Annotated in this window: 16 protein-coding genes; 12 read left to right on the plus strand and 4 right to left on the minus strand. The window is 70.5% G+C overall.

Annotated elements, in window-relative coordinates; translation table 11 throughout:
* The first annotated feature begins 128 nt into the window (after window positions 1-128).
* From coaD to ACRRRO_RS15730, 5 genes are read left to right on the plus strand one after another with little or no spacing between them, the layout of a single operon-like run.
* The gene (gene coaD / locus ACRRRO_RS15710; RefSeq protein ID WP_424788824.1) at window positions 129-650 is read left to right on the plus strand and encodes a pantetheine-phosphate adenylyltransferase; all 522 of its coding nucleotides are present in this window, start codon (window positions 129-131) and stop codon (window positions 648-650) included.
* On the plus strand, window positions 647-1,189 hold the full coding sequence (locus tag ACRRRO_RS15715) for a hypothetical protein (RefSeq protein WP_424788823.1): 543 nt from the start codon (window positions 647-649) through the stop codon (window positions 1,187-1,189). The genes coaD and ACRRRO_RS15715 overlap by 4 nt, the downstream gene beginning before the upstream one ends.
* Entirely contained in the window at window positions 1,186-1,842 is a 657-nt protein-coding gene (locus tag ACRRRO_RS15720; RefSeq protein ID WP_424795892.1) for a YceD family protein, read from the plus strand. The genes ACRRRO_RS15715 and ACRRRO_RS15720 overlap by 4 nt, the downstream gene beginning before the upstream one ends.
* Window positions 1,826-2,548 (plus strand): ribonuclease III, encoded by a 723-nt coding sequence (gene rnc / locus ACRRRO_RS15725; RefSeq protein ID WP_424795893.1) that lies wholly within the window; start codon window positions 1,826-1,828, stop codon window positions 2,546-2,548. The genes ACRRRO_RS15720 and rnc overlap by 17 nt, the downstream gene beginning before the upstream one ends.
* On the plus strand, window positions 2,541-3,551 hold the full coding sequence (locus ACRRRO_RS15730; RefSeq protein ID WP_424795894.1) for a DNA-formamidopyrimidine glycosylase family protein: 1,011 nt from the start codon (window positions 2,541-2,543) through the stop codon (window positions 3,549-3,551). Before rnc ends, ACRRRO_RS15730 begins: the two co-directional genes overlap by 8 nt.
* Before the next feature lie 75 nt (window positions 3,552-3,626).
* On the opposite strand, the gene ACRRRO_RS15735 is transcribed toward ACRRRO_RS15730, so the two are convergent.
* The 3 genes from ACRRRO_RS15735 to eda all read right to left on the minus strand — a co-directional run bounded on the left by ACRRRO_RS15735 (window position 3,627) and on the right by eda (window position 6,605).
* A complete protein-coding gene (locus ACRRRO_RS15735; RefSeq protein ID WP_424788819.1) occupies window positions 3,627-4,556 on the minus strand; it encodes a DUF368 domain-containing protein in 930 nt (309 codons plus the stop codon).
* A 153-nt stretch (window positions 4,557-4,709) separates the two neighbouring features.
* Window positions 4,710-5,810, minus strand: a complete 1,101-nt coding sequence (locus tag ACRRRO_RS15740; protein WP_424788818.1) for a sugar kinase — start codon at window positions 5,808-5,810, stop codon at window positions 4,710-4,712.
* A gap of 165 nt (window positions 5,811-5,975) precedes the next feature.
* Window positions 5,976-6,605, minus strand: a complete 630-nt coding sequence (gene eda, locus ACRRRO_RS15745; RefSeq protein ID WP_424788817.1) for a bifunctional 4-hydroxy-2-oxoglutarate aldolase/2-dehydro-3-deoxy-phosphogluconate aldolase — start codon at window positions 6,603-6,605, stop codon at window positions 5,976-5,978.
* 210 nt (window positions 6,606-6,815) lie between these two features.
* On the opposite strand from eda, the gene ACRRRO_RS15750 reads away from it, so the two are divergent.
* The 5 genes from ACRRRO_RS15750 to ACRRRO_RS15770 all read left to right on the plus strand — a co-directional run bounded on the left by ACRRRO_RS15750 (window position 6,816) and on the right by ACRRRO_RS15770 (window position 10,730).
* Window positions 6,816-7,889, plus strand: coding sequence for a LacI family DNA-binding transcriptional regulator (locus ACRRRO_RS15750; protein WP_424788816.1), 1,074 nt, complete (start codon window positions 6,816-6,818; stop codon window positions 7,887-7,889).
* A 22-nt stretch (window positions 7,890-7,911) separates the two neighbouring features.
* Window positions 7,912-8,583, plus strand: a complete 672-nt coding sequence (locus ACRRRO_RS15755) for a response regulator (RefSeq protein WP_434080557.1) — start codon at window positions 7,912-7,914, stop codon at window positions 8,581-8,583.
* Between the two features lie 54 nt (window positions 8,584-8,637).
* The gene (locus ACRRRO_RS15760; RefSeq protein ID WP_434080558.1) at window positions 8,638-9,375 is read left to right on the plus strand and encodes a M20/M25/M40 family metallo-hydrolase; all 738 of its coding nucleotides are present in this window, start codon (window positions 8,638-8,640) and stop codon (window positions 9,373-9,375) included.
* 17 nt (window positions 9,376-9,392) lie between these two features.
* Window positions 9,393-10,037: a peptidase dimerization domain-containing protein gene (locus ACRRRO_RS15765; protein ID WP_434081592.1), complete on the plus strand. Its 645-nt coding sequence runs from the start codon at window positions 9,393-9,395 to the stop codon at window positions 10,035-10,037.
* Window positions 10,038-10,163: 126 nt separating this feature from the next.
* The gene (locus ACRRRO_RS15770) at window positions 10,164-10,730 is read left to right on the plus strand and encodes a hypothetical protein (protein WP_424788814.1); all 567 of its coding nucleotides are present in this window, start codon (window positions 10,164-10,166) and stop codon (window positions 10,728-10,730) included.
* A 62-nt stretch (window positions 10,731-10,792) separates the two neighbouring features.
* Here ACRRRO_RS15770 and ACRRRO_RS15775 read toward each other — a convergent pair whose 3' ends face one another.
* Window positions 10,793-12,376: a sensor histidine kinase gene (locus tag ACRRRO_RS15775; protein WP_434080559.1), complete on the minus strand. Its 1,584-nt coding sequence runs from the start codon at window positions 12,374-12,376 to the stop codon at window positions 10,793-10,795.
* A 448-nt stretch (window positions 12,377-12,824) separates the two neighbouring features.
* On the opposite strand from ACRRRO_RS15775, the gene ACRRRO_RS15780 reads away from it, so the two are divergent.
* A complete protein-coding gene (locus ACRRRO_RS15780) occupies window positions 12,825-13,613 on the plus strand; it encodes a hypothetical protein (RefSeq protein WP_434080560.1) in 789 nt (262 codons plus the stop codon).
* The gene (locus ACRRRO_RS15785; protein WP_434081593.1) at window positions 13,523-16,228 is read left to right on the plus strand and encodes an Rne/Rng family ribonuclease; all 2,706 of its coding nucleotides are present in this window, start codon (window positions 13,523-13,525) and stop codon (window positions 16,226-16,228) included. The genes ACRRRO_RS15780 and ACRRRO_RS15785 overlap by 91 nt, the downstream gene beginning before the upstream one ends.
* The last annotated feature ends 53 nt before the right edge of the window (window positions 16,229-16,281 follow it).

The raw sequence follows: 16,281 nt of genomic DNA on the forward strand, positions 1-16,281 counted from the left end.
TGCCTCCGGACGGGTGCGAAAACGCTTTCATCATACCCGGTCGGTGCACCTCGGCTCCGCGGCCAGCCCCACCTCGGGCTCCGCGATCGGCGCACCGGTACCGGATCGGGCGGGGGAGGTGCTTTCGAATGTACGTTATTGACGTGAGTTCTCGTATCGCCGTCTGCCCCGGTTCGTTCGACCCGGTGACTTTCGGGCACCTGGATGTGGTGCACCGGGCCCGGAGCCTGTTCGATGAGGTGATCGTGGCCGTGGGCATCAACGCTGGTAAGTCCGCCCTCCTGGACCCCGAGCAGCGCGTGGACCTGTTCGCCGGCGCGGTCGCCGATCTGGCGGGTGTGCGGGTGGAGCGGATGGACGGGTTGCTGGTGGACCTGTGCCGCGAACACGGTGCGGACGTGATCGTCAAGGGCCTTCGGGGCGGGGCCGACTTCGACGACGAGCACCCGATGGCCGCGATGAACCGGCACCTGGCGGGGGTGGAGACGGTGTTCGTCATCCCGGATGCCTCCCTGAGCCACATCTCCTCCTCATTGGTCAAGGATGTGGCCCGCTACGGGGGCGACATCACCGATCTGGTTCCGGCCACGGCCGCTGATGCGGTCTATCAGGCCCTGGGCACCCGCCCACCGAAGGAAGGCAGGCGATGACACGCGAATCCGATGCAGGTTCGTCCCTCGTGGCGATCCTGGACGAACTGGATGAACTCGTCACCAGCGCCCGGTCCATGCCGATGTCCGCCTCGGCGATCATCAACCGCGCCCAGGTGACCGAACTGATCGAGGCCGCCAAGGAGGTACTGCCCGGCCAGATCTCCCGTGCCGACCGGGTGGTGGCCGACGCCGACGCCGTGCTCGCCGAGGCACGCAGCCAGGCCGAGGACATCCTGGAACGCGCCCATACCCGGGCCGAGGAGTTGATCTCCGAGCAACACGTGGTGGCCGAGGCCGAGGCGAAGGCAGCACGGATCGTGGCCGAGGCCGAGGTGACCGCGGAGAGACTCGCCCGGGACGCCGATGACTACTGTGACCGCCAACTGGCCCAGTTCGAGATCGATCTGAATGCCGTAGCCGCCCAGGTCAGCGCCGGAAGGGCGCGCCTGGAGGAGCGCGCCCGCACCCGCGGACCGGGTGACAGCGGCGCGGGTACCCACCGTGCCGGGCCAGGTGGCAAGGAAGGACGAGAGTGACCGATTCCCCATTCGTGATCAGTACCTACGAACTGCGCCGCTCACCCGGGGCGATGATCGAGGTTGAGGCGACCGCCAGCAGCGAGACCGACCTGGGAAACCAGGTGATCTCGGTTCCGGCCCAAAGCCCGATCGCACTCGATCTGCGGTTGGAGTCGGTGATGGACGGCGTGCTGGTGACCGGATTCGCCCGGGCCGAGGCCCGCGGGGAGTGCGTGCGCTGCTTGCGTCCGGTGACCGCGGACCTGGCAGTGGACATCACCGAGTTGTTCGCCTACATGGGCGCCCGGCACGTCAAGACCGAGGACGACGCGGACGAGGAGCCGGTGCCCCAGGTGCACGCCGACACGGTGGACCTGGAGGGCACGGTCATCGATGCCCTGGTCACCTCCTTGCCACTGCGGCCGCTGTGCGATCCCGGTTGCCCGGGACTTTGTCCCGAGTGCGGGATCCGGATGGAGGACGCCGAGCCCGGCCACGCCCACGAGAAGATCGATCCGCGGTGGGCGGCCCTGGCTGCCCTGGCCGGTCCGCAGCAGGAGGGCGAGCCGGACCGTGATGCGGATGACGAAGGTGCCGCGGACCGCAGTCCCGGTGGCGGTACTCCCGAGGATGCCCACGAGCCCGACGGCGGGGATGCCCCTCGTGTCTGATCCCGGCGATGCTGCGGTGCTGTTGGACGCCCTCGGCGTGCAGATCTCACCGGAGTTGTTGGTCCTGTCGCTCACGCACCGCTCCTTCGCCCATGAGGCCGGCGGCATCCCCACCAATGAGCGCCTGGAGTTCCTCGGCGACGCCGTGCTCGGGGTGATCGTGACCGAGTACCTCTACCGCAGCCACGAAACCGTCCCCGAGGGCGGCTTGGCGAAGATGCGTGCGGCAACCGTGTCCCAGCGGGCCCTGGCCCGCAGCGCACGGGCGTTGAACCTGGGGGAGTACCTGCTGCTCGGCAAGGGCGAACTGGCTACCGGTGGGCGGGACAAGGACTCCATCCTGGCCGACACCATCGAGGCGGTTTTCGGCGCCGTCTACCTCACCCACGGTTTGGAGACCACCCGGGAGGTGGTGCACCGGGTGGTGGGCGAGTCCCTGGAGCAGGCTGCCGGTCTGGGCGCGGGCCTGGACTGGAAGACCTCCGTGCAGGAGCTCTCGGCCCGGTTGGGCCTGGGCACGCCCCGGTACGAGGTCGAGGGCACCGGCCCGGACCACGCCCGCAGTTTCACCGCGATGTTGCTACTGGACGGGACCGAGTGGGGCCGGGGTCACGGCCGGTCCAAGAAGGTCGCCGAACAGGACGCCGCCGAGAGGGCGCACGCCGCGCTCCACCAGGCCCACCCGGAGGTACCACGCGGTGCCTGAACTCCCCGAGGTGGAAACCGTTCGGGCGGGACTGGCGGCGCACGTGCCGGGCCGCACCATCACCGCGGTGACGGTCTACCGGGACCGTGCCGTGCGCCGCCAGGCGGGGGGAGCGGCCCAGTTCGAGTCGATGCTGATCGGGCGGACCATCACCGCGGTGGTGCGTCGCGGCAAGTTCTGCTGGTTGTTGCTCAGCGGCCCGGACGGGGCCGGGGAGGATTACGCGCTGCTGGCCCACCTGGGTATGAGCGGGCAACTGCTGGTGCGCTCGGCGCCCGGCGGGGAGCACCCGCACCTGCGGATCCGGATATCGATGCACGACGACGGCGAGGTCTGGTTCGTGGACCAGCGCACCTTCGGCTACCTCTCCGTGGATGATCTGGTCCCCACCCGCGACGGGGGCCCGGGAGGTTTCGCCGGTCCGGCTCCGGGCCCCGAGCAGTCCGTCCGGTCCGCAGCCGACCCGATCACCCCGGACCCGGGCGTGCCCAGCGACGGACAGGCCGCCGGGGCCGGTTCGATGCTGCCACGGTCGGTGGAACACATCGGGCGGGACCTGCTCGATCCGCTGCTGGCCCCGGGCATGCCCGGGCGAGCGGGCTTGAACCGTCGCCTGCGGTTGGGCCGACGGGACCTCAAACGGGCCCTGCTGGATCAGGAACTGACCTCCGGTATCGGCAATATCTACGCCGACGAGGCACTGTGGCGGGCGCGGCTGCACTATCAGCGCCGCACCGACCGGCTGCGCCCAGCCGTCGTCGATGAACTGCTCGACGCCGCCACCGAGGTGATGCAGGAGGCGCTGGTGGCAGGCGGCACGAGTTTCGATGCGCTGTACGTCAACGTCGACGGGACGGCCGGCTACTTCGACCGGGCCCTCGCGGTGTACGGAAGGGCGGGGCAGCCGTGCCCGCGATGCGGGGCCATCATCGTGCGGGAGTCGTTCATGAACCGGTCGTCCTACTTCTGCCCCCGGTGTCAGCGCCGCCCGCGCCGGCTCTGAGCCGGGCTGGGAGGCTTTCGCCGCGGCTGTTAACGCCCCCCGGGCGGCACCGAGTCCCCTGACCGTGCGCCGGTGTCAGGTATGCGGGTCCGAGCGCACGTCCTCCTCGTCCGGGTGAACCCGGGACAGCGCCGTGTGCTCACGGTCCACCTTGCGCCCGAGCAGGAACAGGCCCAGCACCAGGGCCGAACCGAGCAGGAAGACGGCCACCGCCAGGCCCACCTGCTCATCCGGTGCGAGCAGCTCGCGCCCGTCGCCCTGCCAGGGCCACAGCGCCCGCAGCGCCCCGGCCACCACGCCGGTGAGTACCACGAGCGTGACCTCACGCCGGTGCGCCAGCAACCATTGCAGGCCCTTGACGAACAGTGCGAGACCCGTGATCAGGCCGGCCACGAAGATGCCCAGGTAGGTCAGGTCCCGGGAGTTCAGCGCCTCCAGGGTCGGCTCGTACAGGCCGAGGGTGAGCAGGATGAATGCCCCGGAGGTGCCGGGCAGTACCAGGGCGCACACCGCCACCGCGGCGGCGGCGAAGATCAGTGGCGCGACCGGATCGAGGTTCCCTGGTGGCAGGCCCACCAGGAAGAACACACCGACGGCCACCGCGACGCCCAGGAGCACCTGGCCGGCGGACCAGCGGGTGCCCTTCATGGTGATCGGCACGATGATCGCGGTGGCCGTCATGCCCATGAACAGCGCCAGCATCGGGATCGGGTGGTCCTCGACCAGTGGAGCCAGGAACCGCGCGCCCAGCAGCACCGCCGGTACCATCCCGGCCAGCAGCGCCAGGATCACCTTCCAGTTCACCCGTCCGAACTCCATCCGGGCGCGGGCGCGGTCGGTGATCAGGGCCTTGACGCCGCTGAGGAAGTGGCCGGCGGAGGTGATGATCGTCTCGTACACCCCGGTGACCAGGGCGATCGTGCCGCCGCTGACCCCGGGCATCACTTCCGCGGTGCCGATCAGACCACCGCGGATCACGGTGTAGACGCTACGAAGGAGGGACACGGCGCAACCTTAACCGCTGCGTGCGCCGTGGGTCGGTGCGGCGCCGCGCCCGCGCCGCGGTGGGCGCAGATGCCTCAGGTGCGCACCGTCGTCGTCGGGCCCTTCGTCAGGGCCGACGACGACGCAGCGCGACCCGGTGCGGCACGGCGGTGATCAGCGGTCCACGCGGGCGCTGCCCCCACCGGCGAGTTTGACCACCTGGTCCTTGGTGACCATGGAGGTGTCACCCGGGGTGGTCATCGCCAGCAGGCCGTGGGCGGCGCCGTACTCCACCGCGGTGGCCAGCGGCTCACCTGTGATCAGGCCGTAGATGAGGCCGGAGGCGAAGGAGTCGCCGCCGCCCACACGGTCCATGATCTCCATGTTCTTGCGGTGGGTCGCCTCGGCGAAGCCCTCGTCGGCGGACCAGGCGATCGCGCCCCAGTCGTTGTCCGAGGCGGTGTGCACGGTGCGCAGCGTGTTGCCGATCACCTGGAAGTTCGGGAACGTCTTCGAGGCGGTGGCGATCATGGACTTGAAACTGGAGATGTCCAGGTCGGCGAGATTCTCGTCCACGCCCTCCACCTCGAACCCGAGGGAGGCGGTGAAGTCCTCCTCGTTACCGATCATCACGTCGATGTGCGGGGCGATCCGGGAGTTGACCTCCCGGGCCTTGTCCACCCCGCCGATCGACTTCCACAGGCTCGGGCGGTAGTTCAGGTCGTAGGAGACGATCGTGCCGTGCTTCTTCGCCGCGGTCACGGCCTCGACCACGACCTCGGCGGTGGTCTCGCTCAGTGCGGCGAAGATCCCGCCGGTGTGCAACCAGCGCACGCCCAGGTCGCCGAAGATGTGGTCCCAGTCCACATCGCCGGGTGCGAGCCGGCTGGCGGCGGTGTGCCCGCGGTCTGAGACACCGACCGCCCCGCGCACGCCGAAACCGCGCTCGGTGAAGTTCAGCCCGTTGCGGGCCTCGCGGCCCAGACCGTCGAAGGGGGTCCACTTGATGAAGGAGGGGTCCACCCCACCGGTGAGGATGAAGTCCTCCACCAGGCGGCCCACCTCGTTGTCCACCAAGGCCGTCACCACGGCGGCACGCAGGCCGAAGGCGCGGCGCAGGCCCCGGGCCACGTTGTACTCGCCACCACCTTCCCAGACCCGGAACTGCCGCGTGGTGCGGATGCGTCCATCGCCGGGGTCCAGCCGCAGCATCACCTCGCCCAGGGACAGCACGTCGTAGCGGGTTTCCTCAGCGGGGCGGATGTTCAGAGCCATCGTGGCTGCTCCTTCGAGATCGGGGATGTGGTTCGGATCGGCCGGTGGTCAGGCCGGAAGGTTGGGTGGTGGTGGCACAACCATGGGGTGGCCGTGGGGGACCGTCCGGGGGCTGTGGCGCCGCCCGGCGCGTCGCCGGCGGGCCCAAGGCCAGCCGGCGCCAGGTCAGCGGGCGGCCAGGCGCACGGCCTCGGCGGTCAGGCCGCTGATCTCGTCGAACGCGCCTGCAGCGACCTTGTCCCGCGGCACCATCCAGGATCCGCCCACGGCCAGCACGCTCGGCAGGTCCAGGTACTCGGCGAGGTTGGACGGGCCTATCCCGCCGGTGGGCACGAACCGCAGCCCGCCGAACGGGGCGGACAGGGCCTTGATCGCCTTGGCGCCCCCGGAGGTCTCGGCGGGGAAGAACTTCACCACCTCCAGGCCGGCCGCGAGCGCGGCCTGGACCTCGGAGGCGGTCACGGCGCCGGGTAGCGGCAGCACGCCGCGCTCCTGGGCCCGGGCCACCACGGGAGCGTGGAAGCCGGGGGAGACGATGTACCGCGCCCCCGCGTCCACGGCGGCGTCCACCTGTTCCGGGGTGAGGACGGTGCCCGCCCCGACCAGCACGTCACCGCGGGCGGCGAAGGCCTTGATCGCCTCGGCCGCGGCGCTGGTGCGGAAGGTCACCTCCGCCACCGGGAGGCCACCGGCGACCAGGGCCTGGGCCAGGGGATCGGCGGAGCGGGCGTCGTCGAGCACCACCACGGGCACCAGCCGCGCGGCGCCCAGTTGCTCGAGAAGTTCAGTGGACATCGGCATCTCCTGATCGCAAACGTTTACAGCAAGCCTTGACGGGGAACGCTAGCACGGACAGGATAAGGGCTACAAGAGTGACCGGAAACGTTTGCAGCCTCGACCGTCCGCAGCGTTGTGGTCGATCCGCCCCGTCCTCTCGGGGTGTGGTCGCCCGCAGCGAAGTGAGCGGGGCGTAAGTCTGCCACGCACGCGGCGGGAAGGTGGGGCATGAGCACGACCATTCATGACGTGGCCCGCACCAGCGGGGTCTCAACCGCCACCGTCTCGCGGGCGCTGGCCGGATCACCCGGCGTGGCCGCCGCCACCCGGGCCCGGGTGGCCCGGGCCGCCCGGGAGCTCGGCTACGTGCCCAACCGTGCCGCCCGGCAGCTGGTCACCGGCCGGGGCTACTCGGTCGGTCTGGTGCTACCGGACCTGGAGAACTCCTTCTACTCCTCGGTGACCAAGGGTGTGCAGCAGCGGGTGCGGGCCGCGGGCTTCACCGCGGTGGTGGCCGACACCGATGAGGACGTCGAGACCGAGCGAGCGGTCCTGGAACAGTTGGCGGCCGGGATCGATCGGCTGATCCTCGCCTCCCCCCGGGTGCCCGATGAGGACCTGCTCGAGTTGTCCACCCGGGCGGACCTGGTGCTGATCAACCGGCAGGTTCCGGCCCGGCCCGGCGCCGGGGCGGCGGGCGCCGGGGACGGCCACGTGGTCCGGGACGGCATCGCCAGTGTGGTGCCGGACAACGCCAGCGGGATCGCCCAATCGATCCGACACCTGCGCAACCTCGGCCACCGCCGGATCGGCTATGCCGGCGGGCCCGGTACCTCCTGGTCGGATGCGCGGCGCCGCGCCGCCTACCGAGCCGATTCCCAAGGTGTGCAGATCGTGGACCTGGGGGCCTTTCGGCCCGGGCAGGCCGGGGGTGTCACCGCGGCGGATGAGGCGATCGCCACGGGGGTCAGCGCGGTGCTGGCCTTCAACGACCAACTCGCCATCGGCATGCTGGGCCGCTTCGCCGCTCGCCGCGTGGCCGTGCCGGAGCAGATCTCGGTGGTCGGGTTCGACGACGTGCAGGTGGCCGCCCTGCTGGCTCCGGCGCTGACCACCGTGGCGGTGCCGGCGAAGCGGATGGGAGCCCGGGCCGTGGACCTCCTGCTGGCCACGCACGCCCCGGCCCGCCGGTTCCGGCCCAGTCCGGTCCAGTCGGTGGAAGCGGTGGAACTTCAGGTCCGGGCCTCCACCGCGGAACCGTTCCAACCGCCAGCGGGCGCCGGCAGCGCCCCAGTAGAGTGACCGGCATGAGCAAGGCATCCGCATGACCGAGGACATCCGCGTCATGATCATCGACGATCACGAGGTGGTCCGTCGTGGCCTGCTCGAGGTGGTCCAGCGAGCCGAGGGCCTGGAGGTGGTGGCCGAGGCCAGTTCGGTGGCCGAGGCGACGCGCCGGCTCGTGCTGGTGCGTCCGGATGTGCTGCTGGTGGACCTGCAACTGCCCGATGGTACCGGGATCGAGATCATCAACGCCGCCGGCCGGCATGTGCCCGAGGCCGGGTGCATCGTGCTGACCTCGTTCGACGACGACGACGCGGTGGCCGCCTCCCTGGCGGCCGGCGCCAAGGCGTTCGTGCTCAAGACCGTCCGCGGGGCCGAGATCGCCGACGTGATCCGCTCGGTCGCGGCCGGTCGAACCCTGCTCGATGAACGCACCGTGACGCGCCGCAAGGCCCACGTCGAGGACCCGACAGCGGATCTGACCGCCTCCGAACTGCGGATCGTCGAACTCATCGGTGAGGGGCTGGCCAACCGGCAGATCGCCGAGGTCCTCGGGGTGGCGGAGAAGACCGTGAAGAACCACGTCACCGCGGTGCTGGCGAAGATGGGCCTGCAGCGCCGGACGCAGGTGGCCGCATGGGTGGCCGGGCAACGCTCATCCGGGTGGCGGGGCGCCCAGGAGAGCGCGGCTCAGCCCGGCCGGCACCCCTGAGGAGACCCTGCCCCTCCCGGGCCACCACAGCCCCGGGGCTGCAAGGATGGAGCCATGACCTCCTCCGAGCACACCGGCGCCCCAGGTTCCATCCCACCAGACTCTCCGGCCGACGCCGCGCTGCGCGAGCGCGTTGCGGGCCTGATGCCCCGAGCGCTGGCGGACCTGGGTGACCTGGTCGCCTTCCGCTCCGTCGCCGACGCCGAGGTGGAGGACCCGGCTCAGTGCATCGCAGCAGCGCACTGGGTGCGCCGAGCCCTCATCGACGAGGGTCTGACCGCGGACCTGGTGCCCACCCCTGACGGCAGCGATGCGGTGATCGGGCACTACCAGGGGCCACCGGGAGCCCCCCGGGTGCTGCTGTACGCCCACTACGACGTCCAGCCCGCCACCCCTGCCCAGTGGACTGGCGATCCCTGGACGCTGACCGAGCGGGAGGGGCGCTACTACGGTCGGGGGGCCGCGGACTGCAAGGGATCGGTGATCACCCACCTGACCGCCCTGCGGGCGTTGCGGGCCGACGGCGACTATCCGGTCTCCCTGACCGTTGTGGTGGAGGGGTCGGAGGAGCAGGGCACCGGCGGGCTGGAACAACTCGTCCTGGCCGATCCCGACAGCTTCGCTGCCGACGTGATCCTGATCCAGGACACCGGGAACGCCGCGGTGGGGGTGCCGACCCTCACCGTCGCGCTGCGTGGTGTGGTCGATGCGACGGTGCGGGTGCAGTCCCTGAGCACATCCCTGCACTCGGGTGCCTTCGGTGGAGCGCCCCCGACGCCCTGGCGGCGCTGATCGCCATCCTGGCCAGCCTGCGCAACGCCGACGGTGACACCGTGATCGATGGGCTGCCGGCCACCGGCACCTGGGACGGGATGGGGTATGACACCGAGCAGTTCGCCCGCGACGCCGGATTGGTGGACGGGGCCCAGGTGATCGGTTCGGGCACCGTGGCGGACCAGATCTGGGCGCGGCCGGCCGCGACCGTGCTGGGTATCGACGCTCCGGCGGTGGAGGGTGCGGTGGCGGCGATCCAGCCCCGAGCCGCGGCCCGGGTGAACCTGCGTATCCCGCCCTCGGTCGATCTGGCCGAGGCCGAGACCGCCCTGGTGGAGCACCTTCGGTCGCACGCCCCGTGGGGTGTCGAGGTGGCGGTGGAGGTGACCGGACGCGGCCGGCCCTTCGCCGCGCGCACCGACACCCCTGCCTTCGCCGAACTCAGCAACGCGCTGGCCCAGTCCTACGGCCGGGCCACGGTGACGAACGGTCAGGGCGGAGCCATCCCGTTGACCGCAGCGCTGGCCGAGGCGCACCCGCAGGCCGCGATCGTCATGCTCGGCCTGTCCGAACCGGAGTCACGGATGCACGCCCCCGACGAGAGCGTGCACCCCGGGGAGATCGAGCACATCGCGCTGGGCACGGCGCTGTTCATGCGCCGGCTGGGTGGGCGTGGCTGACCCACGGGCTGCTGGCCGAGCGACCGAGGTCGGTGCGACGCCGATCCACGGCTGCGCAACACCGCGGGTCGGTGCGACATAGAGCCGGCACGAGCCGAACTGGAGGGAACGGTCATGGTGCGGGCGATGCTTCGGGCAGTGTTCCTGCTGGTGGCGATGGGGGTGCTGGCCGGCTGTTCCGGTGCAGTGCCCGGGTACGCACCCGGCGTGCAGCCGTTGGCGAAGGTCGAAGGATGGCGCGTCGAGCCGTTTCACCCCGACGTGCCCTTCGGGCTCGTGGAGGTTGCCTACGACCGCGACACCGCCGAGCAGGCGTGGCGGGAGAACGTGCCGGAGGATCTCGGGGAGGGCGACAGCGCGGAGGGGGAGCCGGGGCGCTACGGCTCATTGGACGGTGTCGACTTCTCTGCTCAGGTGCTGGTGGTGTGGCACTCGGGCCAGTCCGGCAGTTGTCCGAGTTGGCTGGCCGGAATCGAAAGTGACGGTGCGGCGGTCGCGATCGAACGGGGCGAGTATGTTCCGCAGGACGCGTGCACCGATGACTACAACCCGTACCGCATGGTGCTCGCCGTTGCCGCCGACCGGCTGCCTGAGCCTGGTCTGCTGCCGACCCAGGACGTCGTGATCGACACCATCTCCGACGGCCGCGTCAGCGCCTACCCGGACGAGCGCGTCACGAACCAGAGCGGGTGAACCGCCCGGACCGGACGGAGTTCACGGACCCGACTGCGCTCGACGCAGCGGTACCGTCCAACTCAGGCACAGCCCGCCGTCGCCGCTGTTGTCCCAGGTGAAGGTCCCACCGTGCTGGCGGGCGGCTGCCCGAGGTTCGCCAAGCCCGAGGAGCGCACCGAGGTGGCCCTCAGCCCCACGCCGTCATCCTGGATCTGCACCTGCAGCTCCTCCGTGCTCAACCGCAGCCGCACGTGCAGCGAGGACGCGCGCGCGTGCCGGGCCGCATTGGCCAGCCCCTCCCGGACCACCGCGACCACATCATCGGCCAGATCGTCCTCGATGCGCGCATCCACCTCATCCGAGGCCAGCGGCGCATCCTTCGGCTCGCGCTCCAGGATCAGGGAGGGGGCGAAGCCCAGCCCGGTACGGGCCAGGGAGACCTCCCGCTCCAACCGGTCCACCAGCCCGGCCCGCTCGTCCGGTGAGCGCAACGCGTGCACGATCGAGCGGATCTGGCGCACCGATTCATCCACCCCCGTCAGCGCCTCATCGAGGACTTCGAGCAGCCGCGGCTCATCCGCGGGGATCTGCTCCCGCGCCTGGGTCAACTGCAGCCCGGATGCGAACAACTGCTGGATGGCCAGATCGTGCAGATCACGGGAGATCCGGGCGCGCTCGTCCAGCACCGAGGCACGGTCCTGGGCGTCGCGCGCCTCGGCCAGTTCCAACGTCAGGGCAGCCTGCCGGGCGAAGGACTCGGCGATGGCCAGATCGGTGTCGGTGAACTCCGGCGCGCTCTTGCGGCGCAGCAGCACGATCACGCCCATCACCGCCTGGCCACCGGTCAGCGGGGCGTACAGCGAGGGCCCGTACCGGCTGAACTGCGCCAGGCGCACCACCTCGGCCCGGGCGAAGGAGTCCACGATCATCCCGCTGCCGCTCTCGATCACCTGGACCGCGCGACCGTTCGCGGGCATGGTCGCCCCGAGCAGGTCACCGTGGAGGTCGCCGTCGACGATCTCGATAACCCAGTCCTTGGACAGACCCGGTAGCACCAGCACGGCGGTATCAGCCCTGGCGATCGTGCGGGCCCGCTGCGCGATCATCTCCAGGGCCTCCTCCACATCGATGCCCTGCAGCATCGCGGTGGTGATCTCCTGCCCGGCCGCCACCCACCGCTCCCGGGTCCGGATGTCGGAGTAGAGCCGGGCGTTCTGCACCGCGATCGCCGCGCCGGCGGCCAGCACCTTGACCTGATCGGCGTCCCCCTGGCTGAAACCGCCGGGCTTCTCCGACAGGTAGATGCGCCCGTACACCTGGCCACCGATCAGCAGGGGCAGGCCCAGAAAGGAGCGCATCGGCGGATGGTCCGCCGGGAACCCCCCGAATGCCTCATGGGTGGTGAGGTCGTCCAGGATCAGCGCACCCTCGGCGGGGATGGCACCGAGGACGCCGTGGCCCCGGGGTGGGTCGTGGGTGTCGGTGAAGGACCGAGGCATGCCGGTGTAGATGAACGTCTCGTTCACGCCGGCCGAGTCCAGTACACCGATGGCGGCGTAGCGGGCTCCGGTGATCTGTGCGGCGGTGTCGACCAGTTCCTGCAGCACCTGATCGAGTTCGAGGTGGGAGGTCAGCGACAGGACTGCCCGCAGGATCGGTTCCATGGCTCACAACGTACGCGGCGCCGGCATGTGGCGTCCTCGGGAAACGCCGGCTACCGGCCGCGACCGGCGCGGCGCGAAGCCGGTGCCGTACGTGTGATGGTTCGGACGCAGCGCCCGGTATGGCCCACCATCGAGAGGTTGTGTGCGATACTCGCCGTGGTACTGCGGGTGGAACCCATACCAGCCGCAGGACCCGACGACATCGGCATAGGTAGTTGGGGTTCGAGTCTTCATGCGCCGCCAGACCGGCCAGGCGCAGGGACCCGGACCGACCACCCGGCACCGGCCCACATGGCACGGAAGATGGCGCCGCGAGAGTTCCCCGCGAGAGATCGCGAAACTTCTCGAACCGACAGACTTTTTCCTACCCGGTACCGGCTCCGGCCGGTACCACCGAGCAGCCCGGAACGCCAGATATGGGTGGCGGCGCCGGGCCGGAGCGTACCTCGTGAGCGATCAGCCCACCAGTAACGAGACCACCAACGAAGAAGAATCCACGCCCGCCGCATCGGGCCGGCGCAGGCCGCGGCGGGCAACCAGGCCGGTGATGACACCAGCGGAGCGCGAAGCGGCCGAGCGGGAGCAGGCAGCCGGTGCTGCCGGCGCCGCGGAGGACGGCGCAACACCCGAGGCCGACAAGGCCGCCGCGGTCGAGGTGACCGCGCCGGACGCTGCCGACGCCGGGGATCCCGGGGGCGAGAGCGCCGAGGATACCGACGGCGAGGAGGCCGGCGAGGAGGCCCCTGCGGCCGAGACGACCGACGGCGAGAATGCGGCCGAGACGACCGACGGGGAGAACGAGGCGAACACCGACCGCGGGGACGGCGCGTTCGATGTCTTTGCTGCGCTGGGTGTGGACCCGGACGCGGCTCCGGCCGAGACCACGACCAGCGCGGCCACGGTCGATGTGACCCTGCCTGAGCGGGATGACCGGCCCAGCCGCTCGCGCAGGAGCCGCCGCAAGTCCGGCGCCGGGCGACCAGCGACCCGGGGCCGGAGCAAACGGCCCAGGCCAAGCAGGCGAACCGCCCGGAGCAGGCAGACCAGCCCGAGCGATCGGACCAACCCGAGCAACCGGATGGTGCCGACCAGACCGGCTCGGAGGCGGAGGGCGCCGGGTCGAGTGACGACGAGAACTCGCCCCGTCTGCCGGCGACCGCCTTGCTGTTCCAGCCGCCTGATCCCTCCCGTGCACGCCGCAGCCGTCGAGCCGCCGCACCTGCCGGACCGCCGCTGATCAGCGATGAGTCGGACTCGGCACCGGCCGATGGCAGCGAGGGCGATGACCAGGACGACCAGGATGGCGAGAATGCCCAGCGGGGCTCCCGGGGTGGGGGACGCGGACGCGGCCGTCGTGGCGGTGGCCGCAGCGACACCGGCAGCACTGAGTCCGGTGGTGGCACCAAGGGGGCCGGGCAGGACGGGCCGGCCGCTGGCACCGCTGAGGACTCCGGCAGCCAGGACGGCTCGGATGAGGACCAGGACGGGTCCGGGGACGACTCGGACCAGCAGGGTGGAGGCTCCAAGCGCCGGCGCCGGCGTCGCGGTGGCCGTGGCCGCCGGCGGGGCCAGTCCGGTGGTTCGGACAGCCAGTCCGGTGACTCCGAAGACGATGAGACGGCCGATTCCGCCGCTTCCGACGGCGGCCCGAAGGATTCGGGCCGCCGATCGAAGGGTCAGGGCAAGTCGGACGCCGCGTCCGCGAAGTCGGACAGCGGGTCCGACCAGGCCGGTGACGACACCGACGGGAACGCCGATAAGGGGAATGGCAACGGCGGCAACGGCGGCGGAGGTGGAGGCGAGCAGTCCGGTTCGTCGTCCTCGCGCCGGCGTCGCCGGCGCAGCCGCGGCTCACGCGGATCGGGTTCGGATGACTCCGGCCGCGATGAGGTGACCGCGCTGAAGGGCTCCACCCGGTTGGAGGCCAAGCGACAGCGTCGACGTGACGGCAGGGATTCCCAGCGCCGCCGGTCGATCATCACCGAGGCCGAGTTCCTGGCCCGCCGGGAGTCGGTCAAGCGGGACATGGTGGTGCGCGAACGTGATGGGCGCACTCAGGTCGCGGTGCTCGAGGACGAGGTGCTCGTGGAGCACTACGTCGCTCGCAAGACGCAGGTGTCCCTGGTCGGCAACGTCTATCTGGGCCGCGTGCAGAACGTGCTGCCCTCGATGGAGGCCGCCTTCATCGACATCGGCAAGGGCCGTAACGCCGTGCTCTATGCCGGTGAGGTGAACTGGGACGCCGCAGGTCTGGAAGGGCAGCCCCGCCGGATCGAACAGGCGCTCTCCTCCGGTGACAGCGTGCTGGTGCAGGTCACTAAGGACCCCGTCGGTCACAAGGGCGCCCGGCTGACCTCCCAGATCACCCTGGCCGGCCGGTACCTGGTGCTCGTGCCCTCCGGTGCGATGACCGGGATCTCCCGGAAACTTCCCGACACCGAGCGGAACCGGTTGAAGAAGCTGCTCAAGGAGATCGTCCCGGACGATCAGGGCGTGATCGTGCGCACCGCGGCCGAGGGGGCCAGCGAGGAAGAGTTGCGCCGGGACGTGGAACGGCTGGGCAAGCAGTGGGCCGACATCGAGAAGAAGGTCGCCCGTAAGTCGCTCACCGCCCCGACCTTGCTCAAGGGTGAACCCGAGTTGTCGCTGCGGGTGGTGCGCGATGTCTTCAACGAGGACTTCAACTCCCTGACCATTTCTGGTGATGAGGCCTGGAAGACGATCTCGGAGTATGTCCAGGCGGTGGCTCCGGACCTGAGCAAGCGGGTCTACCACTGGACCGACAACAAGGACTTGTTCGCCGAGTTACGGATCGATGAGCAGATCGCCAAGGCCCTGGATCGCAAGGTCTGGTTGCCTTCGGGCGGTTCCCTCGTGATCGATGACACCGAGGCGATGACCGTGGTGGACGTCAACACCGGCAAGTTCACCGGTACTGGCGGGACCCTGGAGGAAACGGTCACCCGCAACAACCTCGAGGCCGCCGAGGAGATCGTGCGCCAACTGCGGCTGCGCGATATCGGCGGGATCATCGTGATCGACTTCATCGACATGGTGCTCGAGGCCAACCGGGACCTGGTGCTGCGCCGGCTGGTGGAGTGCCTGGGTCGGGATCGCACCCGACACCAGGTGGCCGAGGTGACCTCGCTCGGCCTGGTGCAGATGACCCGCAAACGGATCGGCCAGGGGCTGCTGGAGGCGTTCAGCGACAGTTGTGAGCACTGCAACGGTCGCGGGTACCAGATACACGCTGACCCCGTGGACCCCGACGAGCGTTCCCGGCGGGGCGGAAAGGGCAAGAGCGGCCGCGGGGATTCCGCTCCGGACGAGCAGCAGCGGGCTCAGGTGCGCGCTGCGCTGGCCAATATCGCCGCTGCAGCAGCGACCGCTCACGCCGAGCAGGACGCCAAGGAGGCCGAGACCGGGAGAACCGATGAGGCCGGCGCGTCCGCGGAGTCCGTCGACGACAAGTCCGACGAGTCCGCTGAGGACGATGACCACAAGTCCGACCAGTCCGCGAAGTCCGACGATGACGGGTCCGAGAAGGCTGAGACGTCCGACATAGCGGATGAGTCGGGTGGGTCTGACGAGGCGGGCCACGCGGGTGAACCGGGTCAACCGGACGAGGCTGACCAGCCCACTGAGGTTGACCAGCCCGACGAGGCTGACCAGCCCACTGAGGTTGGCCAGCCCGCAGCGACCGCCGAGTCCGTCGCGGCCGAGCCCGGCGGTTCCGCTGACGAGGCGGACAAGGGTGAGCAGGCCGCCGGCGGTAGTGAGTCGGACGGAGCGCAGGTACCGGAGGTACCGGCCGCAGAGCCTGAGGCTGCTCACCCGACGCCGAGCACCTGAACCAGCCTGGCTGTGTGAACCCGGGCAGTCCCGGCCGATGACGACCATCGCCC

Source organism: Sanguibacter sp. Z1732 (assembly GCF_051020515.1).
GTDB lineage: Bacteria > Actinomycetota > Actinomycetes > Actinomycetales > Beutenbergiaceae > CALKWS01.